This is a genomic window from Bacillus sp. FSL K6-1005 (assembly GCF_038000225.1).
Classification (GTDB): Bacteria; Bacillota; Bacilli; order Bacillales; family Bacillaceae; genus Bacillus; species Bacillus mojavensis.
Genome location: NZ_JBBOBP010000001.1, coordinates 2,124,318 through 2,148,221, shown reverse-complemented (window position 1 = coordinate 2,148,221; position 23,904 = coordinate 2,124,318). Strand labels below are relative to the sequence as shown.

Below are 23,904 nucleotides of genomic sequence, written 5' to 3'. Positions count from 1 at the left end.
TACGCTGTGAATGTGTGAATGCGTAGGGAGGAATGAACTCATGTTTTATCATATTAAAGAGCTTCAATATCAGGCAAAGCCTTCCCGTCCGGATCCTGTTTATGCGAAAAAGCTTCAAGAGGTGCTGGGCGGCCAATTTGGTGAAATTAGCGTGATGATGCAATATTTGTTTCAGGGTTTTAACTGCAGGGCAGATGCCAAGTATAAAGATTTGCTATGTGATGTGGGGACGGAAGAGATCGGACATGTGGAAATGTTGGCTACAATGATTTCCAGGCTTCTGGATGGTGCTCCCGCTGATGTACAGGAAAATGCTTATAAAAGCAACCCCGCTATTGCAGCAGTGATGTCAGGGATGAACCCTCAGCACGCTATTGTGTCCGGCTTAGGTGCGATGGCATCAGATAGTGAGGGTTATCCTTGGAATGCAAAATACATTATCTCAAGCGGAAATCTGCTGGCGGATTTCCGCGCAAACTTAAATGCGGAAGCCCAGGGGCGCCTTCAGGTGACGCGGCTCTATGCCATGACTGATGATCCCGGGGTAAGAGATATGCTGTCATTTTTGATTGCGAGGGATACTTATCATCAAAATATGTGGTATGCAGCGATTAAAGAGCTGGAAGAAAGAGAACGGGATATTGTCGTTCCCACGACATTTCCGCGTGAGCTAGAAAAGCAGGAAGTATCCTATGATCTGTTTAACTTTTCCAGAGGGGATGAAAGCTCACAGGGAAGGTGGGCTCATGGCGAAGCCTTTGATGGCCGGGGCGAGTTCAGGTATATCCCGGCTCCGATTGCGTTCGCATCTGCGCCTCATCTTAAACCGGCGCCAATGTGGCTGCAGAATACCATGCCTCCGATGTCGAAATATTAATATCTATGCCGGGCTGAGGGCAAATGTCCCCAGCCCGTTTTTGATTAGCTGTATTTGCCGATTTGATACAACGCTTTTTCTTCAGCGACCTGCAAGTGCTGCTGATCGCCTTCCTCGTACGCATTTGGCCGCTTATGTGATAATAAATAAGCAAGCCTCTTCTGAAATTGAATACCTGCTTTACGCCGTTCAAACATTTCAAGTCTTTTCTCAGCAAAGTCCTTTGTCACCCGGAATACCGTCGCAATGGTTGCAAGAGCCTGACTTCTCCATTGCGGCAGTTCCATCTGCAACAGCATAAAGGTTGGCACACAGAAGTGGTACATAAATTGGTTCGCCTGGAATTCCTGCAGCTCCCTGAAGAGCTTGTTCATCTGAAAATGATTGCCTGCATGCTTTAATACGTGGCACAGTTCATGGCCAAAATCCTCCCATTGCTCTTCCTGGGACTTTTTTTGGTTCAATATGATACTGTACATGCCGTCGTATTTTACCATCATGCTTCCCATCTCCTCGAAATGAACCCAAATATCAAGGTCGTTTGCGATTTTCAGCATGTCAATGTGATGGGGAGAGGTGATGCCCAGCCGGCTGTATAAATTTTTTACGTATTCCTCCAGATGTGATAAGTAATCGCCCAATTGAATACTCCCTTTCGAACATACGTTCTGTTTATAGCGAGAAAGAAAAGCCCGTTTAGGACTAAAAAAGTGTGTTGAAATCTTTCCCTTTTCTTTAAAAAATAAACACTTTTTTCTTTATATCGGTCTACTTTTTATATGTTTTAGAGAACAGAAAAAATATTTATTTGTTTTTCGGTTTCCGGTTCTTTTCTTTTTCTTTTAAATAGTTGATAAATTCAATGGCCTGCTGCTTGCTTTCCGGGGAAAAATCCTGCATATCCCGGTATGCGAGCTGCAAGTCCGGATCAGAAAACATATCATCATCAGATTTTTTTTCTTTTCCTGTTAATAAGTAATCGGTTGTCACTTGGAAGTAATCAGCCAGCTTTTGCAGTGTGTCGTAATCAGGTTCGCTTCGCCCATTTTCATAATGAGAATAGCGTGCGCGCGATACACCGATGTGAGATGCGATTTCTTCCTGTGTCCTTTTCCCTCTGAGACTCTTCAATCTGCTGCCTATCATACTATGACCTCTCTTTTTTTAACTCCCTAAGTTACTTACGATTATAGATACAATCTGTATCAAAATAAAGTTATGATAAAAAAAGTATCAAAAATAACTTGATGATACAGAATGTATCGTTTATACTTGGTAACAGTTGATACGAATTGTATCAAAAACAAATCGGGAGAGTGATCACATGCATCCGATTCAAATCGTTTTTAGTGAAAATCCGATAGATCAGCGCCATCTCGGACAATCCGGCGGCTCCATTTCTTTTACGGCATGCGGCCTTCCGGTATTCCATTTTGAAAATCGAGAACAATTTCAAGCGTACTTGCTGTTAAAAGAAGAGGTGAAACGCAATGAAAAACGATAAAAGCTATCCTTTTCCGATGTATTCAGGGCTGTTGAATTCAGAACATTATGACAAAATAGGATCGGCTCTGTGGCTGTTTCTCTGGTTTATCAGCTCAACGACAAAAGAAATTGAAAAGGACGGCGTGAACTGGGGAATTGTGCTCGGCCATAAGCCGTTAAAAGCGAAAGAGATGGCAGCCTTATTCAATGTTAGTGAAAAAACAGTCAGAAGATGGCTGGAGCTTCTTGAAAGCCATGGATACATAAAGGCTGCCCGCGCGCCATACGGACTCATGATCTCTGTAAAGCATTCCAAAAAATTCAGCTTCAGATCGGACAAAACGGAACAACGCAGCGATAAAGAGCGGTCATTTTCGCCGCTGGCACTGGACAAAGAAGACCGCTCTAATATAGATAAAACAAAAACATATACTGCTGCTGATGATGCAGTGGATCACATAGCGAAGCGGTTTACACAATTACGGTCGGCTCAAGAAGGACGCACCGTGTATCCTTCCTCCAGAGATTATCAAGCCATCGCCCGTATTGTCGCCATCGGCGTTCCTGTAACGCAAACAATCAAATGGCTTGAGGAATGTTTTCAAGCTTTTGAAAACCGGCGAACCGCTGCTTCTGAAACGATAAAGGCCTTTCGCTACTGTTCGAAATTCATCGAAGACCGATTTTTCGCGCAGCAAGCCAAAAAGACCGCCGCAAAACAACATGAGAGGAATGAAAGTAATGACAAAACATACAATCGAGCAGATTTTAGACGAGCTGAGAAAAGGGAGACGTCCATTACTGGCGGACAAACCGGCCGAATCAGACGCAAGCCGGTATGATTGCCAGAGATGCAAGGATCAGGGGGGATATCTCAGCCGGCAAGACGGTCTGGAAGTATGGACAATGTGCAGCTGTATGGCAGAACGAAAAGTGAAACGGCTGCTGGGCGCCAGTGAAATTACCCCTGCCTTCAGACAGCTTGGCTTTCATGAATTCCGCACCCAAGGGAAGCCACAGGCCGTCAAGGACGCGTTTGAATGCGCCAAAGAGTTTGTGGCGGATTATGAACACATCAAGGACAGCCGGAAAAACAGCATCGCCCTTTTGGGTCAGCCCGGTTCCGGGAAAACACACCTTCTTACTGCTGCGGCTAATGACTTGATGAGAAAGCGCCATGTGCCGGTCATTTATTTTCCGTTCGTCGAAGGCTTTACTGATTTAAAAAATGATTTTGATCTTTTGGAAGCTAAGCTGAACCGGATAAAGCAGGCAGACGTGCTGTTCATTGATGATCTCTTTAAACCGGTAAACGGCAAACCGCGCGCCACTGATTGGCAGCTGGAACAAATGTATTCCGTTTTGAACTACCGCTACTTAAATCATAAACCGATTCTGCTTTCAAGCGAGCTTACGATTGAAACGCTTGTCCGGGTTGATGAAGCGATCGGCACGAGAATCTATGAAATGTGCAGTGATTATTTAGTGATTATTAAAGGAACAGCGTATGACCTGAATCATAGATTGGAGGGCATCAGATAATGTGCAAGCTCTGTCATGCAAAGAAAGTAATTGTTGAACATACCGGGATCGGAGCGGTTTTTCATCCATGTCCGAACTGCCGGTCCGGCAATGATTTAACGCCGGTTATTCAAAGGCTGGAACAAATGCTGACAGCCGGAAAAGCGGGGCTGAATGCCCGTGATTAAACAGCTGGCTGCTCTTTTCGCTTTGCTGTTTCGGGCGAAGCGAACAGAAAAAAACATCGAACAATGGTACAAGGATGACGGGAAGTGAAGCAGATGCAAGAAACAAAACAATTTGAAATGAGTCCTGCGCCATGGCGTGCTGTCGCAAGCGGAGATACGAAGCCAATTTATATCTATTCTGCTTACAGTGAAGAAGAAAAAGAGAGATTCCCTTATTCAAACGGCCGGCTGATCGCCGCTGTATTTGACCTCAGCTCTTTTTCGCAAATAAGCAATGCCAACTTGATGGCAGCCGCACCTGAGCTGAAGGAAGCGGCTAAAGCGGCGCTGGATTTTCTGAACGGGAACTCCGCCCATTCCAAGGAGCACATCATAAAGGTATTAGAAAAAGCTAACAAAAGCGCTGAACCCGAAAGGAAGGAAAAGACATATGATCAACCCTAAAAAGCTCGTAAATATTGATTCCATCACGCTCGACAGCCAGCTTGAGGATGGGAAAATCCGCGTTATTATAGTTGACGGCATAAAGCATGAAGCCTGGATCACAGAAGCTCCAGAGCACGGGAAAACGCTTGTTGAAACGAGAAAGGGAGACCTTGCCCGAGTAGAATTTGAAATCGGCTACAAATTAAACTAAAGCGAAAAAAGAATACGTCCAAGACGGAAAGCCTGCGGACACTGATCAACATGCACAGCATTTGTGCGTTGATTGGTGTCCGCTTTTTTTATTGCACAAATGAGGAGGAAACATAGAATGCAAGACTTATTATTTGAATATAAACGCACATTAAAACAAACAAGAACACTTTATAAACCGCTCGCTGAAGCAGATGAATCAGTGCTCTCAGCTGAAGACATGAAGGATAAAAAGATTATCAGAAACATCATCACAGACCTCGAATATGTAACAGAATGGCTTGAAAAAGGAAGACAGCCCGGCATCAGACGGGCGATTGACCGGCGTGATGCGTATCAGCGGCTGATGATCAAAGATCCAAGAATCATAGAATCATTTTCTGGCAATATGATGTTTGAGCCGGACGGACAGGTATCTGAGGAAGACAGGGACAGAATCCGAGAAGCTTTATCCCTTTTAACGGATAGGGAGAAAGAAATGTTTTTGCTGCATAAGGTAGAATGCTTTTCTTATGAACGCATTGCTGATCTTCTTGGCGTCAAAAAATCAACTGTGCAGACGACAATCAAACGGGCTCTATTAAAGATGCAGAGACAGCAGGAGGAAATGAACCAATCACTTGCCTGAAGCTTGTCATACGTTTGCCACCTATAAGTGAAAAGAGCATGACACATAAGCGGCCGGCATTACCGACCGCTTTTATGAATAGAAATCTATGCTGGAGGTGGCGGTGATGCCGTAGCATGAAAACACAACAAAGAAAACAAGCATTAGCAATCTATCAGCACCATCAGGGAAATATCACAAACCGGGCCATTGCAGACACAATCGGTGTTTCAGCGAAAACAATCAGCATTTGGAAAAAACAGGACAGATGGAAAGAAGCCTTGTTTTCTGAAAACGGACATAAGCAGCGCCGCATAGAAAACGATGAATTAAATGAACGGCAGCGGCTGTTCTGCTTGTACTACGTAAAAAGCTTCAATGCGACACAATCAGCGATCAAGGCGGGCTATTCTCCGGATAGCGCCCATGTGACGGGCTGCCGGCTGTTAAAGAATGAAAAGGTTGCCGCTGAAATCAGGCGGATAAAAAAAGAAATGGTGAATGAAGTGTTTATTGAAGCGATGGACGTTTTGCAGGTATATGTCAAAATCGCGTTCGCCGATATCACGGATTATGTGACCTTTGGCAAAAAAGAGGTGCAGGCCGTCGGGAAATCAGGACCGCTGTTTGATGAAGATGATAACCCGATCATGAAGGAAGTCAGCTTTGTCGATGTCAAAGACTCCGGTCTTGTTGACGGCACCATTGTCACGGAGGCAAAGCTCGGCAAGGAAGGCATCGCCATTAAGCTTGCCGATAAGATGAAAGCACTTGAAAAGCTGTCATTATACTTTGATTTGTTTCCGGATCAATTTAAGCAAAAAATAGAAAATGAGAAGTTAAAGCTCGCGAAACAAAAAGTGGATAAAACTGATGACGGCCGCGAGCCAATTGAAATCATGATCAAACGAAAAGAGGACAAGGCATGATCGTAAAAGAAATCAATCCTCATTTTGAAGATTACGTGTTCAATTGGGAGCAGACGTACCAGTTTCTCGTCGGCGGCTACGGCTCATCTAAAAGCTATCATACCGCATTGAAAATCGTATTAAAGCTGCTGAAGGAAAAGCGGACGGCGCTCGTCGTCCGCGAGGTGTTCGATACCCACCGGGATTCGACCTTCGCTTTATTTGAAGAGGTGATTGAAGAGCTTGGTCTCACGAAGGCAGCCGCAGCACTTTCTTCCCCGCTTCAGCTGCGGTTTCAAAACGGCAGCCGGATCATGTTCAAAGGAATGGACAACCCGGCGAAGCTGAAATCTGTTCACAACATTTCATTAATATGGATTGAAGAGTGCTCTGAGGTGAAGTATGAAGGCTTTAAGGAATTAATCGGCCGTCTGCGCCACCCTGAGCTGAAGCTGCACATGATTTGCACCACCAATCCCGTCGGCACCTCCAATTGGACATACCGGCATTTTTTTCGGGATGAACGCAATCAGCGGTTTGTGCTGGATGACAGCGAGCTTTACGAAAAGCGGACACTTGTCAGGGGAGATACGTATTATCATCATTCCACGGCAAACGACAACCTCTTTCTCCCGGAAAGCTATATCAGGCAGCTTGACGGACTGAGGGAGTATGATCCAGACCTTTACCGAATTGCCCGAAAAGGCAGGTTCGGCGTTAATGGAATCAGGGTGCTGCCGCAGTTTGAGGTGCTCCCGCACGACCTTATCGAAGAGCATATTGCGGCCATCAGCCAGCCAATCCTTCGCACGGGCATGGATTTTGGTTTTGAAGAATCCTACAATGCTGTTGTCCGTCTCGCCGTCGATCCCGATAAGAAATATCTCTACATTTATTGGGAGTATTATAAAAACAAAATGACAGATGACAGGACGGCTGAGGAGCTGCGGGAATTGGTTGAAACACAGGAAATGATCAAAGCCGACTCCGCTGAGCCGAAAAGCATTCAATATTTCCGCCAGCAGGGTTTTCGGATGGTCGGAGCCAGAAAGTTTCCCGGCTCCAGGCTTCAATATACCAAAAAGGTCAAACGCTTCAAAAAAATTTTCTGTTCGGACCGCTGTGAAAATGTCATCTATGAGCTCAAGACACTGACGTATGCCAAAGATAAAAACGGTGCGCTGATTGAGGATGAATTCACGATCGATCCGCATACGCTTTCTGCCATTTGGTATGCGCTTGATGATTATGAGGTCGCAGATGTGAAGGAGACAGCGCAAAAACGAATCCGTCCGAACCGAGAAAGGAGAAGGTCATAAATGCCGCACAATCAAACAGTCAGAGCAACCGTTTTAAAAGCCAATGCATCTGCTCCTCAGACAAAGCAAATTTATGAAGACGACTTTTCTGATTTGTACGGAGAGGATATCATCGCTCCGCCCTACAATATCACCGAGCTCAAAACAATTGCTGAATACTCAACCATTCTTCAGCAATGCATTGATGCGTACAGAGTGAATATTACTGGTTTTGGTTTTGATGTGGAGTACACGTTTGATGTCAATGCCACGGATGTCGACCAGGAGAAAAAGAAAAAGGCGGAAAAAGACTGGGCTAGACTTGAAGCCTTTTACAAATGCCTTCACTTTGATGAATCTGCTGAAATGATTTTAGGCTATGCCATTGAAGACAGGGAAAAAACCGGAAACGGCTTTATGGAAGTGCTTCGCGACGGAATGGGAAAACCGGCCGGCATTGAATATTTGGATGTGAAATATATGCGCGTATGCGGGGCCGGCGAGCCTGTCGAAGTATCTTTTATGTATGAAGAAAACGGAAAAGTGAAGAGAATCAAAAGGCAGAAACGGTTTCGGAAATTTGTGCAGATGATTAATGGAAAGAAAGTATTTTTCAAAGAATACGGCGATCCTCGAAAGATGGACATGCGCACGGGCGAATATGTCAGCACACTGGCTGAAAAGCACCAAGCAAATGAAGTGATCCATCTTAAAATCGGAAGCGGCGTATACGGCGTGCCCCGCTGGGTAGGCAATATCGTCAATTTATACGGCGCCCGGAAAGCGGAAGAGCTCAATTTTATGTACTTTAAGCAGGGGCGTCACGTACCCGCTGCGATTACAGTGGAAAACGGGATGCTGTCTGAAGCGTCTTACCGGGAGCTGCAGGCGTACATGAATGACCTTGAAGGTGTGGAAAACGCCCATAAATTTCTTCTGATTGAGGCGGAAGGCATCGCGAAGGAGAAGGATCTACACGGCGGTGAAGATATCACGCCTGTTTCTGTGGAGATCAAATCTCTTGCGGAAATCCTGCAAAACGACGCCTTGTTTCTTGAATATGATGAAAAAAGCAGAAATAAGCTGCGCTCTGCTTTCCGTCTGCCCCCGCTTTATACGGGAGAAGCTCAGGAATACAACCGGGCTACGGCTGATACAGCGAGAAAAATTACGGAGGAGCAGGTGTTTCAGCCAGAGCGGAAAACGCTTGTTAACAAATTGAACACACTGCTTTTGCCGGAGCTGAATCTTCATGATGTGAGGCTGACGTTAAAAGGACCGGACTTTCGTGATCCGCTTGAGATTGCGAAAGTGCTCGGTCCTTTTATTACGGCTGGAGCCGTTTCGCCAAATGATTTACGAGACCTTGCCGGACGGGTGCTCGGCAAAACGCTTGAGGAGTGGCCGGAGGACGTTTACAAACGCCCTGCCGGACAAGATGCTGAAAAGACGAATCTGACAGCACTTATGCAGGAGCTGAAGGACAGCATCGAAGATATCAAAACGTCCTGAAGGGAGGTGAATCAAGCAGGTGGCGCGGGAATTGAAAAATGCCAAAATCAGCTTTGTCAGCTATGTGGACAAGGCGGCAAACCAGACAGAATTTTTCTTTACGAAGTCAGCCGAACCTCCGTCATTTGAAAAAAAGGTTCGGCTGTTTACGAAAAGCGAGCAGGATGAACAAAAGCTTGTATACGGAATTGTGTATGAGCCTGATGTTCCAGATGCCCACGGCGACTATATGACCGCAGAAGAAATTGAAAAAGCGGCGCATGGCTTTCTTGCAGACGCGCGGGAGATTGATATCAATCACAGCTTTGAAGGCGGCACAGGCGTGGTCGTTGAATCCTATGTGGCGCCCGATGATTTTATCATCGGAACAAAACGGATTACAAAGGGCTCGTGGGTGCTTGTGACAAGAGCGTCAGATGAGGTGTGGGAACAGATCAAAGCCGGCATCATCACCGGCTACAGCATGGCGGGCACTGCGGATGTACATGAAGAAGAACCGGTTGAAAAAGCCGGATTCTTAAGCGTGTTCAAGCAGCTGCTGGCCGACAAAACAGGAAAGGTGACTGAAGACATGAGGAAAGAAGACATGAGGGAATCAATCGAGCATGCGCTGTATCCGTTGCTCAAACGGCTGGAGACCATTGAAAAAAACACAGAAACAGAGGAAAAACCGGAGCAGACGGGAGATGACGAGCGCCTGAAGAAGCTCGTTGAGGACATGATTGCCCCGCTGATCGAACGCATTGAAGCCCTGGAAAAAGCTCGGGGAGCCTCTAAACAGACGGCGGACGATGCGGCCGGCAATACAGAGCAAGTCAAAAAAACAATCTGGAGCGGACTGCTGTAAACCAGTCAAAGAGGAGGAAATCAATTGAGAAATCAAGAGATCATTCGGAAAGCGGAAATGTCGCTTTCTGCTTTAAAAAGCGGCGGGCTCATGAACCCTGCACAAGCATCAGCTTTTATCCGCATGGTGCAAAACACGCCGACCATTTTCAGTGAATCCCGCGTGATTCAAATGGAAAACGATTCACAAAAATTTGAGAAAATCGGCTTCGGCCAGCGTATCTTACGTGCAGCTCAAGAAGGAAAGGCGCTGACAACAGACGAGCTGACGGTTCCGACGACCAGCACTGTCCAGCTGAACACAAAGGAAGTCATTGCGGAAATTAACATTACGTACGACACGCTCGAAAACAATATCGAAAAAGGCGGACTGCAGCAAACGATCATGCAAATTTTAGCAGAGCGGGCGGCAGTTGATATTGAAGAGCTGATCGTAAACGGAGATACCGCATCAAAAGATCCATACCTGGCGCAGCTTGACGGGATCCGTAAACAAGCAGTGTCCCACATCGTCGATATGAACGGTGAAGAACTGTCCAGAGCGACATTTAAAAAAGGCTTAAAGGCTGTTCCGCCAAAATATTTGCGCATCCCTCAGGAATTCAGATTCTATACCTCTCACGGCTTAGAAATTGAATGGAAGGACCGCGTGGCGGACCGTCAGACAAATCTTGGGGACCAGGCTGTTCAAGGCGGCTTGTCCACAGCATTCGGCGTACCGGTAAAAGGGGTATCCAATATCCAGCCGTACGCAGTCGGAGAGGGAGACGCGCAATATGATGCGTCTGATATCATTCTGACACATCCGAAAAATATCATTCTCGGCTTCTCGCGCAATATTCGAATCGAAGTCGACAAGGATATCCGCTCCCGTAAGTTCATCATTGTCTTAACAGCCAAGCTGGACAGCAAATTCGAGGAAGAGGATGCCTGCGCTAAATTAATTAACGTAAAAGAATAATAGAAATGGGGTGGCCAGCTTATATGCTCATCGAACCGACTGACATCGTTTCTTATTCGGTCTATGACCAGGTGAAAAACAGGCCGGAAGAACTGCTGGCGCAGGATATCATCGAGGCGGAATCGGAAGCTGCCCTCATTACAGGGCACAGCTTTACAGACAGCGTCTACGATCCGCTTCCTGAAAAGGCAAAATTAGCTTTGCTGAAGCTCGCCCAATACTTTGCGCTAGTAAACAGCGACGAATCAGCGGCATCAAGCTATCAGTCTGAGAAAATGGGGGATTACTCCTACACGGTTTCCGGTGAAGCCGGTATTCAAAAGCCCGATGTGTATCATTTGCTGGAAGAGTTTATCCAACCGGATTATGTTCCGGAGTCCGCCAGATTGAAGGTGCGGTCGTTATGAGCTATCAGCAGATGCTGATCCATCGCTGTGATATTTATCATGAAAAAGCGCAGTCGCCGCTGGCGGGACGATTCGGGATTCCGGCGGACAAGCTTCAGCCCGTATTTTCATATCCGGATACACCCGATGAAGAAAATGTCCCCTGCTACTTTACAGAAAAAACGCAGCAGCTGATTCAGGAAGAGCCTGATCAAACCGTGTACCACAGCTTTCTTGTCCATTTTCCAGGGTCTTCGGATATCCGTATGAACGACAAAATCATTTGGCAACACAACAGCTATATTCTGAAGCTGCCAAAAAAGATCAGACACCATCATTGGGAAGTCATCGCTGTCAGGGATGAAAGTCTATGAAGATAGCGGGACTTAAACAGCTGAACGCATCGTTAAAAGAAGCGGCATCCGGCGGTTTTTCCCGCGAGGCTTCCCGGTGGCTTGAAGAGTGCGGGCAAGATTTTCTGGAGATCGTACAATCTGAACTCCTCAGCGCGCAAACGATAGATACAGAAAAACTGCTCAGCTCCTTTCAGAAAGGCTCAGAGGACAACCTCTGGATGGTACAAAGCGGCGGACTCTCACTTGAGGTCGGGACCCAGCTTGAATATGCCTCTTTTCTCAATGACGGCCACTGGACGTCAAAAGGAGACGATGTGAGATGGGTGCCGGGGCATTTTCAAGGCTCGCGGTTTATCTATGATCCGGCTTCTTCCACAGGCATGGCACTTAAGAAAAAATGGATACCCGGTACGGGCTATTGGGAGCATGCACTGCTTCTATATGAAAAGCTATTTGCAACATCAATGGAACATAAATTGCGCCAGTGGCTGAAAAAGATGTAAAGGAGGAGCGGGATGAACAGCGAAACAGGATCGATCATGGCTTTTTTGTACAGCCAGTGGTCTGTTCCCATTTATGAAAGCCAGCTGCCTGATCAGTTTCAAGTGCCGTCTTTATATGTCCCTGCGCCATCTGTTTTTGAAGAAACAGATACGGTCTCCACATTTAAAAAAACCTACAGTCTCAATGTGAAGCTGTTTCATCTTGACTCCGTGCAGGCGCTGGATGAAGCGGACAGGCTCGCGGATGCCATCAGAGAAGCGAGAAATATGGTTCCGCTGCTCAGTGAATCCGGTGAGAAGACGGGGGATATGGTTCGCATCACCCGTATCGAGACGAGGGTAGGAGACAGGGGCGAGGCGGTCATGGTGATCAGGTGGAGCAGCCGATATTATTATCACAAAACAGAACAGCCTGTCTTACAGGATATCGACATGAACAGCGGGGTGAAGTAGCGGTGGCAAAGCAGAAACAAGTGAAGGCTGTACATACAGAGAGCCGGGAAGCTCTTTTTGATACAGCGGATTTGATCAAGCACGCAAAGGAGCTGTTCGGCGTTAAGCCGGAGATCCTTCAGGGGGCTTTATTTGGCGTGGACAAAACACGTCTGGCGAAATCAGAGGCCAGTCAATTGATACAAACATTTTTAACTAAGGAGGTCATGCAATAATGAATGGCGGAACATTTACAGCAGGAACAGAAAAGGGACGTGCAGGCATTTATTTCAATTTTAAAACGACGGCACAGGAACGGGTGTCACTTGGTGAACGGGGGACGGTCGCACTTCCGGTTGCATCAAGCTGGGGCGAAGCGAAAACATTCGTCTCTATTTCAAGCGTGGAGGATTTAAACAAAAAAGTGGGTCTCAGCATCGACGATCCATCTTTATTGCTGTTGCGTGAAGCGAAGAAAAACGCGAAAACGGTATTGATGTACCGTCTCACTGAAGGCGTCAGAGCATCTGCCGATATTGCCGAAGGCGTTAAAGCGACTGCTTTATACGGCGGATCAAAAGGGAATGACATCATCATCCGCATCAATGAAAACGTACTGGATGCAGCGGCATTTGATGTCACAACGTATATGGATGAATCAGAAGTGGATAAACAGACTGTCAAAAAAGCTGAAGAGTTAACAGCGAACGGCTATGTGACATTTACCGGAACAGGAGATCTTTCCTCTTCAATTCCGCTGACTGGATCAGAGGGAGACACGGCTGCCGAGACGCTGAACGCATCTGCGGGAATCCGTTTATCCGGCGGTACAGATAAAGCCCCGGTCAACTCAGACTATACCGATTTCTTGGCTGCGGCTGAAACGGAGAGCTTTGATGTCATCGCTTTGCCGGTTGCAGAAGGAGATCAGCTGAAGGCGACCTTTGCCGCATTCATTAAGCGTCTGCGTGACGGCCAAGGGCAAAAAGTTCAAGGGGTTACAGCTAACTACAGCGGTGACTATGAAGGCATCATCAACGTGACAGAAGGCGTGCTGCTGGAAGACGGAACAGAAGTGACACCGGACAAAGCAACAGCTTGGGTAGCAGGCGCAAGTGCGGGAGCAACCTTTAACCAATCGCTGACATTTGTGGAGTATGAAGGAGCCGTTGATGTCTTAAACCGCCTTGACCACGACACGATTGTGGAACGCTTAGGCAAAGGCGAATTTTTATTCACATTTGACGCCCGTGATAAATCGGTAAGCGTTGAAAAAGACATTAACTCACTTGTCACGTTTACGGCTGAGAAAAACAAGAAGTTTGCGAAAAACAAAATCGTCCGTGTCTTAGACGCCGTCAATAACGATTTAACACGCGAGCTGAAAGCCTTAATTAAATCAAGAAAAGGCAGCGGAAGCGATATTCCGGCGTCAGAAGACGGACTTCAGTATGTGAAAACGATGATTACGCAATACATGACAACGCTTCAGGATGCGGGCGGCATTACCGGTTTTGATTCTGATGAAGATATCACAATTTCAATGAATGAAGATCGTGACGGCTTCTTGATTGACCTGGCTGTACAGCCTGTCGACGCAGCAGAAAAATTCTACTTTAATGTGGAGGTAAACTAATATGGCATTAAAAGCACAAAACACGATTTCAGGTAAAGAAGGACGCTTATTTCTCGATGGCGAAGAAATGGCGCATATCAAAACATTTGAAGCAAATGTGGAGAAAAACAAGTCTGAAGTAAACATTATGGGCCGCCGCATGACAGGCCATAAAACAACAGGCGCAAACGGAACAGGCACAGCGACATTCTACAAAGTCACATCAAAATTTGTCATCCTGATGATGGACTACGTCAAAAAAGGCAGTGATCCTTACTTTACGCTGCAAGCTGTGCTGGATGATAAGTCCTCCGGAAGAGGCACAGAACGAGTCACACTTTACGACGTAAACTTCGATTCCGCCAAAATCGCCAGCCTCGATGTTGATTCAGAAGCATTAGAGGAAGAAGTTCCGTTTACATTTGAAGACTTCGACGTGCCTGAAAAGCTTTCTGACACGTTTTAATCAAAACTGAACAAGCCATACGCAGACCTTTCTCAGAAAGGTCTGTTTTTTAATGATGAAATCAATTTAAAGATAAGGGAGTTTTTTACATGAGCGAGAAGAACGAAAACGTATATGATCTTTCCTTTTTTATGCCGGGAAAAACAATCGAAGCCGAAGAAATCAAAGTGCCGATCTCTAAGCGTTTTGTTGATAAAAAAGGGGACATCGTACCATTTATATTTAAAGCGATCACGACGGAGCGCATTGATGAATTAGAGAAAGAAACAACAACTTATAAAAATGTCAAAGGCAGAGGCCGTGTAAAAGATTTAGACAGCCAGCGCTTTTATGCCCGAATCGCAGTTGAATCAACCGTTTATCCGGACTTCCGTTCAAAAGAGCTTCGAGAAGCTTACAAAACGGCCGACCCGGTAGAAGTTGCGAAACGCGTCCTCTCAGTTGGAGGCGAATACGCAAACTGGCTCAACAAAGCGATTGAGATTAATGGTTTCGAAGATGAATTAGAGGATCTGGAAGAAGAAGTAAAAAACTAATCAAGGATGGGCATAAAGAAGCCGTGTATCTCTACTATGCGATGCACGAGCTTCATTATTCTCCATCGGATTTATTAGAACTGTATGAAGCGCCCAGAAACTTTAAGGCGCTTTTGTATGGACTGATTGGATATAAGCTTGAATTAATGGAAAAAGAATCGAGGAAAGGAGGTACATAATATCGCTAAATTGACAGCTCGTTTTGACCTGGAAGATAAAGTTTCTAAAAAGTTAAAACGAATTCATAAAGGGTTTCAAATGGTCGAAAAAAAGGTGAAAACCATTAATCGACAAATCAAAATCAGTATTAAGGCAGAGGACCAAGCCTTTTACAAATTGAGAAAGATCAATGACTATATTGTTTTAAAATTTGCAAAATCACTTGAAGTTAAAGTAGTTCTTGATGACCAGGCTACTGCCGGACTTGATGTTATTGAGCATAGGCTAAAACGGCTCCCGAAAGAAAGAAACATTAATGTAAGTTTAATTGAACATGTAACAGATGCTTATAAAAAAATAAGAAAAATGTTGAGCGATAATCAGTTTTCAGTCTGTCTTTTCGTCAATGATCAAATCACCCCAGCTACAAAACGAATATTGGGATATTTGCAAAAGAACCTTAAAAATGGGTATTCAGTTAAATTAAAAGTGATTGATGAAATAACAAAAACCGTTAATCGAATTACAGCCCTTTTAAGCCATTTTGAAAAAACGTATACAGTTAAATTGAAAGTGGTTGATGAAATAACAAAAACTGTTAATCGAATTACAGCCCTTTTAAGCCATTTTGAAAAAACATATACAGTTAATATTATCGCTAAAGAAAAATTAGCTGCTGATAAGATCAACGAGAAGAAACCGGAAGAAAAAAAGAATTGGTTTATGCAAACATTAGAAGACTTCGGAACAGCTTTTAAAGATAAAGTGATAGAAACGATACTTGACTCGTTATTTGAAAAAATTCCTTGGTTGAAAAAGAATGATAATGAAGAAAATACCCCAGATCATGCGCCTGGGAATACGCAGAGTAATGAGAAAGTTGATAAACGCAACACTGGGCAGAGATGCTGTTGCTGCTGCTGTGGGTGCGGAGGTAGTAGCTCTGAAAGCAAAGCCAACAAAAGATATAAAAAAAGAAAAAGTCCGACAAGTGCAGGGACTTCAGGACGAACACTGAGAGTTCCAGGCGAGGTATTACGAAGACGTCAGAGCGGTGCATCAGGAGAAAATGCCACAAGCGGAAGAAATTCTGGTTCTAAGTTCAGAAATTGGCTCGGAAGCATGAGATCCGCTGCCACCGACTCATCAAAATGGGGGAAAGTTTTAACGCCTTTAAAAGGTTTGGGGAAATTTGCGAAAGGTATCCCTCTTGTGGGAACTGCATTAGCTGCAACCGATTTACTCGGGATGAACAAAGAAAATGCGGGTGAGAAAGTCGGTTCTTTTGCGGGGAATCTTGGCGGAGCTGCTGCAGGAGGAGCCGCAGGGGCAGCCATCGGTTCTGTTGTTCCTGTTGTCGGCACTGCTGCCGGCGGAGTTGTCGGCAGTATCGCAGGTGGTATTGGGGGTTCTGATATAGGATCATCCATTGGCAAATGGTTTGATGATGGTGGCGCTTCGAAAGCATGGGATGGAATTGTTGACGGTGCAAAAAATGCTGTCGATTGGATAAGCGATACTTGGTCTGATTTCTCGGATTGGTTTACGGATAATGTCTGGACCCCTGTTAGTGATTGGGCTGGCGATAAGATTGATAAGATCACTGAAAAATTCGAGGATGCTAAGAAATGGCTGACTGATACCTGGAATGACGTGTCATCCTGGTTTGTGGATAACGTATGGACACCTATTTATAACACGGCAGTTCCGATCATAAATTTAGTGGTAGGTGCCTTTTTATTTGCTTGGGATGGCATCCAAGCTCTCTGGAATATTGTTTCAACTTGGTTTATGGATAATGTCTGGAATCCATTAGTTGACGGTGTCACGGATGCTGCTGATTGGATTTGGACAAAAATAAATGACGCTTGGACTTGGATCTCAGACACATGGTCCACTGTCTCCACTTGGTTCATGGATAATGTGTGGACGCCCGTAAGTGATGCTGTGACTACAGCGGCATTGTGGATATGGACGAAAATTAATGAAGCGTGGACATTTATTTCCGAATTATGGTCCACTGTCTCCACTTGGTTCATGGATAATGTGTGGAATCCACTAAGTAATGCGGTGACGACTGCCGCCACGTGGGTATGGACAAAGCTTAATGAAGCATGGACATTTATTTCCGAATTATGGTCTACAGTCTCAACTTGGTTTATGGAAAATGTGTGGACACCGGTAAGTGATGCTGTCACTAATGCAGCAAACTGGATCTGGACAAAGATTAACGAAGCATGGACGTGGATTTCTGACACATGGAGTGCAGTTTCAGCTTGGTTTAGTGAAAATGTGTGGAATCCAATTGTTTCAAAAGTGGAAGATGCCAAAAAATCCATTTCGGAAAAATTTGAGTCAGCTATAACAGCAGTTAAAGACGCATGGGAAGGCGTTGAAAAATGGTTCACTGAAAATGTTGGTGATCCATTAGGTGATATTGCTGACGGAATTAAGACAAAGTTTGAAGATACCTTCTGGTGGGTCATTAAGCTAAAAGGATTAGCTGACGCTGGAGGGGAGATCATAGGCAATATCATAGGGAGAGGTGAGGAAGCTACTGGAATGACATCAAAGAAATCCGGTAAGTCTTCATCTAGTAAAAATACTAGCGGTGGCGGAGGAATTTCTAGTCTTGTTCAGTCGCAGTCATCAGCGCCAACAAGTATTTTTCCTAAACAAAAAAGCGTTCTTGAAACTGAAACGAACGCGACGGGCGGCTATATTACGAAACCAACCATTTCATGGATTGGTGAAGCGGGTAAAGAGTTTGTGATCCCAGTTGATAACAACAAAGGCCGTGGTAAAATGCTTCTTTCTCAGGCTGCTTCTAAACTGGGAATGAGCGTTGTTGACGACATGGCTTCTGCTTCATCTGCAGGTGGAGAAACTGCTGTTTCACCATTAGCCGGCGGAGCAACAGTTTCCGCTACTGTATCTCCTACTGTTGATACATCGAGTCTTAATGAACAGGCAGCTTCTTTAGGCCAACGGTTCACACAAGGCTTCGATCAAGGTATTGGCGATAATGTAATTTCTATGGACGCTTGGAAACAAAAAAATGTTGGCCAGCCTATGAAAAATTTGATTTCCTACTCTCCGAATTACGGAAAACAAGTGGTCAATGGTTATGCCAATGGTCAGAATGGCACAGCAACCGGAACAGACGGCTTTTTACAATCAAAAGTCAAAACACCGTTCCAAGCTACTGTAAACAAATCTTCATCATGGGGAAGCAGTACAATCAAAGGGTTTGCTTCAGGACAAAATAGTTCCCAAACCGGTACTGATCAATATGTAAATACACATGTGAATAAGCCGTTTTTGCGATCTAAAGAATCATCAAACGGCTGGGGAACCGGTATGATAGGGAATTTTGTTTCAGGTATGACTTCAAAAGCAAGTGAAGTCCATGAGGCTGCCAAGGAACTGGCCAAAAGAGTTGAGAAGGCATTCCGTGAAGAGCTGGATATTCATTCGCCTTCTCGAGTTATGATGAGTCTCGGCCGCTTTGCCTCTGTCGGTGTTGTAAAAGGCTTGGATTCTGTCGATGTGAAAAAATACGCTGAAAAACAAGCTGGATCACTGGCTGCTGCTTATTCCGGAATGGGTGCAGTAGGCGGAAATGTGAAACAGTGGCTTATGGCTGCAATGATGGCCACAAAGACACCATTAAACTGGCTTCCAGGGTTAATGACAATTGCAAAGTATGAATCTGGTGGAAATCCAAACTCTATTAACCTGTGGGATAGTAACGCGAAGGCGGGAAATCCATCACAAGGGCTTATGCAGACGATACCGACTACATTTAATGCACATAAAGCGCCAGGCATGGGTAACATTAGAAACCCGATTCACAATGCAGCTGCCGCAATCGGCTATATCAAAAGCAGATATGGATCAATTGACAATGTGCCTGGTATTAAAAGCTTGAAACGTGGCGGACCGTATGTTGGATATGCCAACGGCGGACTGATCACAAAAGAACAAATCGCCCGTGTCGGTGAAGGAAACAAGCGGGAATGGATCATTCCGGAGGAGCGAGGCATACGCGGCCGCTACCTCCTTCAGAGAGCAGCCCAAGCTTTAGGAATGGAAGTAACAGATCCATCACAAACTCAGCAGTCTGAGCTTTCATCAGGACAAGTTTCAGCAGCCGTTACTTCCGGATCCCGGCAAACGGTACAAACAGCCGGAACGAAAGAAATAAAGATTGAATTCAATGGCGACCAGCATTTTCATAACGGACAGGATGCTGACAGTCTAGTAGCTAAAATCAGGCAAGCATTACTTGATGAATTACAAAAAGACATTAACACCGGAACAAAGGGGGTCGTGGCTTTTGACTAAGTCTGTCTATGAATTTTGGATATCACAGGGGAAGGAAAAGCTACGATTTCCCGTTCTTCCCGAGACAATTGACGTATCTAATAGCTTACAAAATGACTCAGTAAAAATAACAGGGCTGGGTGAAATCACATTTATTGAAGAGCCCGGAGCTAAAGAAATCTCTTTTTCTTCTTTTTTTCCAAAAAGGTATAGCCCGATAGCTGAATATCATAATATCCCTTCTCCAGAGAACGCCATTGTTAAAATTGAAAAATGGATGAAGGCGAAAAAGCCTGTCCAATTTTTAATTACGGGAACAAAAATCAATATGACATGCAGCATTGAAAGTCTTAAATACAGTGAAGGAGACAAAGAGATAGGAGATAGGGATTTTGATATTGTACTGAAAGAATACAAAACCGCTTCCCCCCGAAAAATCAAGCAGAAGAAAAAAACAAAGGCAAAACGCCCGTCGAAGGCGTCTCCGAAAACCTATACAGTGAAAAAGGGAGACACGCTTTGGGACATTGCCGGCAGATTTTACGGGAACAGCACGCAATGGCGCAAAATTTGGAATGCCAATAAAACAGCCATGATTAAACGAAGCAAACGAAATATCAGGCAGCCGGGCCACTGGATTTTTCCCGGCCAAAAATTAAAGATACCGCAATGAGACAGGTGATGTATGATGATAGAATTGTTTGTCATTAAAGATACAGAATGGCTTGAGCTGGTAGCGGAAAGCGTGTCGCTGGAGGGGCACCGCTTTCAGGCGCCGCGCTCCATAGAAGCGACCATCGTCACCAAACAGGGCGACCAGACGTATTACAGCGTCACAGAAGGAGATACCGTCTTGTTTAAATGGAAGGGAAAAGAGCTTTTCCGCGGGACCGTCTTCGCCCGAACGCCTGATGAACATACGCTTGCCTTCAGTGCTTACGATATGCTGCAATATCTGGTCAAAAATCAGGATGTGTACGTGTTTTCCAACCAGCGTGCTGACCAGATGATCAGGAGGATTGCCAATGATTTTCAGATACCGACAGCCTCGATTGCGAACACAGGCCATACGATCAAAAGCCTTGTCATTAAAAATGATACGACCCTGTATGACATCATCTTAAAAGCGTTGAAACAGACGAAAAGCCAGACAGGACGGAATTATCAGCTGTATTCGGAAAAAGGAAAGCTCGGCCTGCGCGCTTGGCCAGATCCGTCAGAGGTATGGGTGCTGGAAACCGGAGTCAATATTACGGGCTACCAATACAGCACTTCTATAAACGACACGGCAACACGGGTGGTGCTCCGTCGGCAGAAGGACAATAAGACGTATAAAGCGTCTGCGAAGGATAGTTCAGGCTTAAACAAATACGGCGTGCTTCAATATACGGAAACTGTAACAGACGAAATTAACCAGGCACAGCTTCAGCAGAGAGCTGACGTACGCCTTGCCGAAAAAAAGGGCGTAAAAAAAGAACTGAAAAATATTCAGGCAGTCGGCATTCCAGAAGTGCAGAGCGGCTTGCCTGTTTATATTTCCATTCCGGAGGCCGGGATTAAGAAAACCTACTGGGTAGATACAGATCGGCACGAGTTTAAAGGAACGAAACATACGATGACCATTGATGTAGTCGAAAAGAATACGATGCCGGAAGGGGTTTCCTGATGAGACTGAGTGAAGCCATTAAACATTTGGCCGTCGGTGCGGTTGATGCTGAATCTCCGGTGGAGCTGCTCCCCGCTGAGGTGGTTTCGGTTTCTCCTGTTGAAATCAAATTAAAAGAAAACAGCAAACTGATCATACCGGCTGACGCCCTCATCATCCCAAAACGGATGCAGTCCGGAGGAGACGATGCACTCGAGCCGGGGGATCGCGTCATGGCCGCGGCTCTGACTGGCGGGCAATCGTTTTTTATTTTAGATAAAGTATAGACAAACCGCTTCGGCATGAAGGGGTTTTTATTTAGCTTGTAAAAAGGAGTGGGCATCATGGCCCTGACACCAGAAGTGGAGTTTGAGGATATCGAAGATGACAGCGAAGTCATTGAAACCTCTAAAACATACAAAATAGATTTTGAAAACGGAAGAATTACAAATGAGCTGATTACCGGGCTTGAAGCGATCAGACAGTTTGTGTATATCGCCTTACAAACAGAACGATATGCGTACTCCGTATACAGCCATAATGTCGGAAATGAGCTGCAGGACGTGCTTACAGATCATGAGACGACTGATGCCTACAAAAAAATGGAGATTCCAAGGCTCATAGAAGAGGCACTTGTTTATGATGACCGGATTTCGGCTGTAACAGATTTTGAGATAGAAAAACAAGGCGATGCGTTTCATGTTTCCTTTGTAGTCGAGACAGATGAAGGATCGCTTGAGATTGAGGAGGTGATTGGCGCAGATGTTTGAAAATCAGACCTTTGAAGAGATAATGGAGCGCATGCTGAACAGCATCTCCGCAGATATTGACACGAGAGAAGGCAGCGTTATTTATAACGCATTAGCCCCGGCGGCAGCCGAGCTTGCGAAGTCGTATATATGGCTGGACACCGTGCTCGAGCTTGTGTTTTCTGATACCGCGCAAGGAGAGTTTTTGGACCGGCGCGCTGCGGAAGCGGGGATTGAACGGACAGCTGCAACAAAGGCAGTGAGAGCAGGAGAGTTCACAGCTGGCGTCAGAATTCCTGAAGGCTCCCGCTTCTACGTGGATAATCTTTATTTTCAATATACAGGAGACGGGACGCTGGTCTGTGAAACGCCGGGAGAAGCAGGAAACGCCAATCTGACCGGACGCAATCTGTTGTCACTGGATACTATCCCGGGATTGGAAAAAGCGATTGTCAAAGAGATTCTAATTCCAGGGCGTGAAGAAGAAGGAGACGATAGTTTAAGAGAACGGTATTTTACGAGGGTTCGTCGCGAGGCTGTCAGCGCTAACAAAATGCATTACAAAGAATGGGCTGAAGAAGTGGACGGGGTTGGAAAAGCAAAGATCTTTCCGCTTTGGAACGGAGACGGGACGGTTAAAATTGTCGTCACGAATGCCAACCTTGAGCCGGCTTCTGAAATCTTAATTCAAAAAGTGAAAGACTATATTGACCCTGAGCCCGGTCAGGGCGAGGGGCAGGCGCCAATCGGAGCCGTTGTCACAGTGGAAAGCGCGGTCTGGAAGGAAGTTGAGATTTCTGCCGAGGTGCTGCCTGAGATCAATCACTCAATTGATGAAGTGAAGTCAGAAATTGAGAAGGGCGTTTTAAATCTCTTTAAGAAAATGGCGTTTGAAGACAATGTCATCCGCCTTTCTCAAATTAATAATATCGTCTATAATTCGCCGTCTGTCAGTGATTATTCCAATATTAAAATCAACGGCACTTCCGAAAATTTAGTGCTGAGCGACGTAGAAATCCCTAAGCTTGGGCAGGTGAAGATCATTGAGCAAACAAGATGACATGACAGCCTATCTGCCTCCGTTTCTCACCAGCCTTAAAGAAATGTCGGAGCTGCTGAAAGCGGAAGCGCCTGAGTTTGAACAACAAAATAACAGCATATTTGATCTGACAGACCAGTTATTCGTGCCAACAGCAACATGGGGGCTCAGCCGCTGGGAAAAGATTTTAAACGTGCCGCGGGAATCGGGAGACACCGATGAAATCAGGCGATTGAGGCTCATTTCAAAAATGTCGAACATTCCGCCAATCACATACCGGGCCATTGAGCAAGCGGTGAATCGTTTCTTAAAAAAACCGTCAGCACAAGTCCGCCTGCTGCCCGGTGAATACCGCTTTAATGTAGACATCAATATTGATGATCTCCAGCACATGAATGAGCTGATCGAAGCATTGGAAAATATGAAGCCGGCACATCTGGCGTATACGCTCAGAGGCGGATTAAATGAGACGCTCCAAATAAAGGACACAGTCATCCTGAATCATCGAAGATACCGAACAGCCAGTGAGCTGAAGGTCGGATATTCTGTCACCCTTAACAATAATGAGGTGGTCTTAACTTGATTTCAACCATATACAGAGAACGCACAGCTGCCGATCTGAAAAGCAGGATTCATCACGTGCTGCTTAACGGCCAAGAAACAGAAATAGTGGAGCTCACCATTGACGGTGCAAAAGTGACTGTTTTGACAAAACGTGAGGAAGATATTAAACATATCGAAACGGTAAAAATTTTTGACGAACTGGGCAATGTCATTACAGAAAGAAAAACAGACCTGGACGTCAGCGAAAACAGAACACTTGATTTCAGATTTACCTTTGAGGTGGTGTAAA

At 45.4% G+C, this 23,904-nt stretch carries 31 protein-coding genes and 1 pseudogene; 30 read left to right on the top strand and 2 right to left on the bottom strand.

Translation table 11 applies throughout. From position 1 onward, the window contains the following. Positions 1-40 precede the first annotated feature (40 nt). Positions 41-877 carry a manganese catalase family protein gene (locus NST16_RS11245; protein ID WP_010333883.1) on the top strand — a complete coding sequence of 279 codons (837 nt, stop codon included), beginning with the start codon at positions 41-43 and terminating at the stop codon, positions 875-877. 44 nt (positions 878-921) lie between these two features. Here NST16_RS11245 and NST16_RS11240 read toward each other — a convergent pair whose 3' ends face one another. Both NST16_RS11240 and xre read right to left on the bottom strand, forming a co-directional pair. Further along, entirely contained in the window at positions 922-1,518 is a 597-nt protein-coding gene (locus tag NST16_RS11240) for an ImmA/IrrE family metallo-endopeptidase (protein WP_010333884.1), read from the bottom strand. 163 nt (positions 1,519-1,681) lie between these two features. Continuing rightward, positions 1,682-2,023 (bottom strand): HTH-type transcriptional regulator Xre, encoded by a 342-nt coding sequence (gene xre / locus NST16_RS11235; RefSeq protein ID WP_268446454.1) that lies wholly within the window; start codon positions 2,021-2,023, stop codon positions 1,682-1,684. A 178-nt stretch (positions 2,024-2,201) separates the two neighbouring features. Here xre and NST16_RS11230 point away from each other — a divergent pair, with 178 nt between their 5' ends. The 29 genes and pseudogenes from NST16_RS11230 to NST16_RS11090 all read left to right on the top strand — a co-directional run bounded on the left by NST16_RS11230 (position 2,202) and on the right by NST16_RS11090 (position 23,903). Beyond that, positions 2,202-2,381, top strand: a complete 180-nt coding sequence (locus tag NST16_RS11230; protein WP_168747493.1) for a hypothetical protein — start codon at positions 2,202-2,204, stop codon at positions 2,379-2,381. Beyond that, positions 2,368-3,204: a DeoR family transcriptional regulator gene (locus NST16_RS11225; RefSeq protein WP_340886580.1), complete on the top strand. Its 837-nt coding sequence runs from the start codon at positions 2,368-2,370 to the stop codon at positions 3,202-3,204. The genes NST16_RS11230 and NST16_RS11225 overlap by 14 nt, the downstream gene beginning before the upstream one ends. Next, complete coding sequence (locus tag NST16_RS11220; protein WP_168747495.1) at positions 3,104-3,904, top strand: ATP-binding protein; 801 nt, start codon at positions 3,104-3,106, stop codon at positions 3,902-3,904. The genes NST16_RS11225 and NST16_RS11220 overlap by 101 nt, the downstream gene beginning before the upstream one ends. Continuing rightward, on the top strand, positions 3,904-4,071 hold the full coding sequence (locus NST16_RS11215; protein WP_168747496.1) for a hypothetical protein: 168 nt from the start codon (positions 3,904-3,906) through the stop codon (positions 4,069-4,071). The genes NST16_RS11220 and NST16_RS11215 overlap by 1 nt, the downstream gene beginning before the upstream one ends. 93 nt (positions 4,072-4,164) lie before the next feature. Beyond that, positions 4,165-4,515, top strand: coding sequence for a phage portal protein (locus tag NST16_RS11210; protein ID WP_412096247.1), 351 nt, complete (start codon positions 4,165-4,167; stop codon positions 4,513-4,515). Next, positions 4,502-4,708 (top strand): XtrA/YqaO family protein, encoded by a 207-nt coding sequence (locus NST16_RS11205; RefSeq protein WP_010333893.1) that lies wholly within the window; start codon positions 4,502-4,504, stop codon positions 4,706-4,708. The genes NST16_RS11210 and NST16_RS11205 overlap by 14 nt, the downstream gene beginning before the upstream one ends. A gap of 117 nt (positions 4,709-4,825) precedes the next feature. Further along, positions 4,826-5,335 (top strand): sigma-70 family RNA polymerase sigma factor, encoded by a 510-nt coding sequence (locus NST16_RS11200; RefSeq protein WP_340886566.1) that lies wholly within the window; start codon positions 4,826-4,828, stop codon positions 5,333-5,335. A 116-nt stretch (positions 5,336-5,451) separates the two neighbouring features. Further along, complete coding sequence (locus NST16_RS11195) at positions 5,452-6,243, top strand: terminase small subunit (protein ID WP_340886563.1); 792 nt, start codon at positions 5,452-5,454, stop codon at positions 6,241-6,243. Next, positions 6,240-7,541, top strand: a complete 1,302-nt coding sequence (locus tag NST16_RS11190) for a PBSX family phage terminase large subunit (RefSeq protein ID WP_340886562.1) — start codon at positions 6,240-6,242, stop codon at positions 7,539-7,541. The genes NST16_RS11195 and NST16_RS11190 overlap by 4 nt, the downstream gene beginning before the upstream one ends. Further along, positions 7,542-9,032, top strand: a complete 1,491-nt coding sequence (locus NST16_RS11185) for a phage portal protein (protein ID WP_229147951.1) — start codon at positions 7,542-7,544, stop codon at positions 9,030-9,032. Between the two features lie 19 nt (positions 9,033-9,051). Next, a complete protein-coding gene (locus NST16_RS11180; RefSeq protein ID WP_340886557.1) occupies positions 9,052-9,879 on the top strand; it encodes an XkdF-like putative serine protease domain-containing protein in 828 nt (275 codons plus the stop codon). Positions 9,880-9,900: 21 nt separating this feature from the next. After that, positions 9,901-10,839, top strand: a pseudogene (locus NST16_RS11175) (phage major capsid protein); the annotation flags it as partial. A gap of 23 nt (positions 10,840-10,862) precedes the next feature. Then, positions 10,863-11,246: a protein YqbG gene (gene yqbG / locus NST16_RS11170; RefSeq protein ID WP_010333900.1), complete on the top strand. Its 384-nt coding sequence runs from the start codon at positions 10,863-10,865 to the stop codon at positions 11,244-11,246. Further along, positions 11,243-11,599, top strand: coding sequence for a YqbH/XkdH family protein (locus tag NST16_RS11165; protein ID WP_326197191.1), 357 nt, complete (start codon positions 11,243-11,245; stop codon positions 11,597-11,599). The genes yqbG and NST16_RS11165 overlap by 4 nt, the downstream gene beginning before the upstream one ends. Then, positions 11,596-12,084: an HK97 gp10 family phage protein gene (locus NST16_RS11160; RefSeq protein WP_229147954.1), complete on the top strand. Its 489-nt coding sequence runs from the start codon at positions 11,596-11,598 to the stop codon at positions 12,082-12,084. Before NST16_RS11165 ends, NST16_RS11160 begins: the two co-directional genes overlap by 4 nt. Before the next feature lie 12 nt (positions 12,085-12,096). Next, positions 12,097-12,537 (top strand): phage tail terminator family protein, encoded by a 441-nt coding sequence (locus NST16_RS11155; protein WP_010333903.1) that lies wholly within the window; start codon positions 12,097-12,099, stop codon positions 12,535-12,537. Positions 12,538-12,539: 2 nt separating this feature from the next. Further along, the gene (locus tag NST16_RS11150) at positions 12,540-12,752 is read left to right on the top strand and encodes a hypothetical protein (protein WP_268505440.1); all 213 of its coding nucleotides are present in this window, start codon (positions 12,540-12,542) and stop codon (positions 12,750-12,752) included. Continuing rightward, positions 12,752-14,152 carry a phage tail sheath family protein gene (locus NST16_RS11145; protein ID WP_340886544.1) on the top strand — a complete coding sequence of 467 codons (1,401 nt, stop codon included), beginning with the start codon at positions 12,752-12,754 and terminating at the stop codon, positions 14,150-14,152. Before NST16_RS11150 ends, NST16_RS11145 begins: the two co-directional genes overlap by 1 nt. Position 14,153: 1 nt before the next feature. Continuing rightward, positions 14,154-14,597, top strand: coding sequence for a phage tail tube protein (locus NST16_RS11140; RefSeq protein ID WP_003220592.1), 444 nt, complete (start codon positions 14,154-14,156; stop codon positions 14,595-14,597). Between the two features lie 89 nt (positions 14,598-14,686). Beyond that, positions 14,687-15,133 carry a phage tail assembly chaperone gene (locus tag NST16_RS11135; RefSeq protein WP_003327445.1) on the top strand — a complete coding sequence of 149 codons (447 nt, stop codon included), beginning with the start codon at positions 14,687-14,689 and terminating at the stop codon, positions 15,131-15,133. A gap of 41 nt (positions 15,134-15,174) precedes the next feature. After that, positions 15,175-15,312 (top strand): hypothetical protein, encoded by a 138-nt coding sequence (locus NST16_RS11130; protein WP_072566146.1) that lies wholly within the window; start codon positions 15,175-15,177, stop codon positions 15,310-15,312. A 10-nt stretch (positions 15,313-15,322) separates the two neighbouring features. Next, positions 15,323-19,639, top strand: coding sequence for a transglycosylase SLT domain-containing protein (locus NST16_RS11125; protein ID WP_340886539.1), 4,317 nt, complete (start codon positions 15,323-15,325; stop codon positions 19,637-19,639). Then, positions 19,632-20,291, top strand: coding sequence for a LysM peptidoglycan-binding domain-containing protein (locus tag NST16_RS11120; protein ID WP_340886537.1), 660 nt, complete (start codon positions 19,632-19,634; stop codon positions 20,289-20,291). Before NST16_RS11125 ends, NST16_RS11120 begins: the two co-directional genes overlap by 8 nt. Before the next feature lie 15 nt (positions 20,292-20,306). Then, positions 20,307-21,284: an XkdQ/YqbQ family protein gene (locus NST16_RS11115; RefSeq protein ID WP_340888343.1), complete on the top strand. Its 978-nt coding sequence runs from the start codon at positions 20,307-20,309 to the stop codon at positions 21,282-21,284. Then, complete coding sequence (locus NST16_RS11110) at positions 21,284-21,550, top strand: DUF2577 family protein (protein WP_168747512.1); 267 nt, start codon at positions 21,284-21,286, stop codon at positions 21,548-21,550. The genes NST16_RS11115 and NST16_RS11110 overlap by 1 nt, the downstream gene beginning before the upstream one ends. Before the next feature lie 57 nt (positions 21,551-21,607). Continuing rightward, entirely contained in the window at positions 21,608-22,033 is a 426-nt protein-coding gene (locus NST16_RS11105; RefSeq protein ID WP_326130602.1) for a DUF2634 domain-containing protein, read from the top strand. Continuing rightward, entirely contained in the window at positions 22,026-23,072 is a 1,047-nt protein-coding gene (locus tag NST16_RS11100; RefSeq protein WP_286058661.1) for a baseplate J/gp47 family protein, read from the top strand. The genes NST16_RS11105 and NST16_RS11100 overlap by 8 nt, the downstream gene beginning before the upstream one ends. After that, positions 23,056-23,634: a YmfQ family protein gene (locus NST16_RS11095; protein ID WP_340886529.1), complete on the top strand. Its 579-nt coding sequence runs from the start codon at positions 23,056-23,058 to the stop codon at positions 23,632-23,634. Before NST16_RS11100 ends, NST16_RS11095 begins: the two co-directional genes overlap by 17 nt. After that, the gene (locus tag NST16_RS11090) at positions 23,631-23,903 is read left to right on the top strand and encodes a hypothetical protein (protein ID WP_340886526.1); all 273 of its coding nucleotides are present in this window, start codon (positions 23,631-23,633) and stop codon (positions 23,901-23,903) included. Before NST16_RS11095 ends, NST16_RS11090 begins: the two co-directional genes overlap by 4 nt. Position 23,904: the final 1 nt, after the last annotated feature.

Bases quoted from the DNA above. Each gene is read 5' to 3' on its own strand.
- NST16_RS11245 (WP_010333883.1), top strand. From the start codon at position 41: ATGTTTTATCATATTAAAGAGCTTCAATATCAGGCAAAGCCTTCCCGT.
- xre (WP_268446454.1), bottom strand. From the start codon at position 2,023: ATGATAGGCAGCAGATTGAAGAGTCTCAGAGGGAAAAGGACACAGGAA.
- NST16_RS11230 (WP_168747493.1), top strand. From the start codon at position 2,202: ATGCATCCGATTCAAATCGTTTTTAGTGAAAATCCGATAGATCAGCGC.
- NST16_RS11225 (WP_340886580.1), top strand. From the start codon at position 2,368: ATGAAAAACGATAAAAGCTATCCTTTTCCGATGTATTCAGGGCTGTTG.
- NST16_RS11220 (WP_168747495.1), top strand. From the start codon at position 3,104: ATGACAAAACATACAATCGAGCAGATTTTAGACGAGCTGAGAAAAGGG.
- NST16_RS11215 (WP_168747496.1), top strand. From the start codon at position 3,904: ATGTGCAAGCTCTGTCATGCAAAGAAAGTAATTGTTGAACATACCGGG.
- NST16_RS11210 (WP_412096247.1), top strand. From the start codon at position 4,165: ATGCAAGAAACAAAACAATTTGAAATGAGTCCTGCGCCATGGCGTGCT.
- NST16_RS11205 (WP_010333893.1), top strand. From the start codon at position 4,502: ATGATCAACCCTAAAAAGCTCGTAAATATTGATTCCATCACGCTCGAC.
- NST16_RS11200 (WP_340886566.1), top strand. From the start codon at position 4,826: ATGCAAGACTTATTATTTGAATATAAACGCACATTAAAACAAACAAGA.
- NST16_RS11195 (WP_340886563.1), top strand. From the start codon at position 5,452: ATGAAAACACAACAAAGAAAACAAGCATTAGCAATCTATCAGCACCAT.
- NST16_RS11190 (WP_340886562.1), top strand. From the start codon at position 6,240: ATGATCGTAAAAGAAATCAATCCTCATTTTGAAGATTACGTGTTCAAT.
- NST16_RS11185 (WP_229147951.1), top strand. From the start codon at position 7,542: ATGCCGCACAATCAAACAGTCAGAGCAACCGTTTTAAAAGCCAATGCA.
- yqbG (WP_010333900.1), top strand. From the start codon at position 10,863: ATGCTCATCGAACCGACTGACATCGTTTCTTATTCGGTCTATGACCAG.
- NST16_RS11165 (WP_326197191.1), top strand. From the start codon at position 11,243: ATGAGCTATCAGCAGATGCTGATCCATCGCTGTGATATTTATCATGAA.
- NST16_RS11160 (WP_229147954.1), top strand. From the start codon at position 11,596: ATGAAGATAGCGGGACTTAAACAGCTGAACGCATCGTTAAAAGAAGCG.
- NST16_RS11155 (WP_010333903.1), top strand. From the start codon at position 12,097: ATGAACAGCGAAACAGGATCGATCATGGCTTTTTTGTACAGCCAGTGG.
- NST16_RS11145 (WP_340886544.1), top strand. From the start codon at position 12,752: ATGAATGGCGGAACATTTACAGCAGGAACAGAAAAGGGACGTGCAGGC.
- NST16_RS11140 (WP_003220592.1), top strand. From the start codon at position 14,154: ATGGCATTAAAAGCACAAAACACGATTTCAGGTAAAGAAGGACGCTTA.
- NST16_RS11135 (WP_003327445.1), top strand. From the start codon at position 14,687: ATGAGCGAGAAGAACGAAAACGTATATGATCTTTCCTTTTTTATGCCG.
- NST16_RS11130 (WP_072566146.1), top strand. From the start codon at position 15,175: ATGCACGAGCTTCATTATTCTCCATCGGATTTATTAGAACTGTATGAA.
- NST16_RS11115 (WP_340888343.1), top strand. From the start codon at position 20,307: ATGATAGAATTGTTTGTCATTAAAGATACAGAATGGCTTGAGCTGGTA.
- NST16_RS11110 (WP_168747512.1), top strand. From the start codon at position 21,284: ATGAGACTGAGTGAAGCCATTAAACATTTGGCCGTCGGTGCGGTTGAT.
- NST16_RS11105 (WP_326130602.1), top strand. From the start codon at position 21,608: ATGGCCCTGACACCAGAAGTGGAGTTTGAGGATATCGAAGATGACAGC.
- NST16_RS11100 (WP_286058661.1), top strand. From the start codon at position 22,026: ATGTTTGAAAATCAGACCTTTGAAGAGATAATGGAGCGCATGCTGAAC.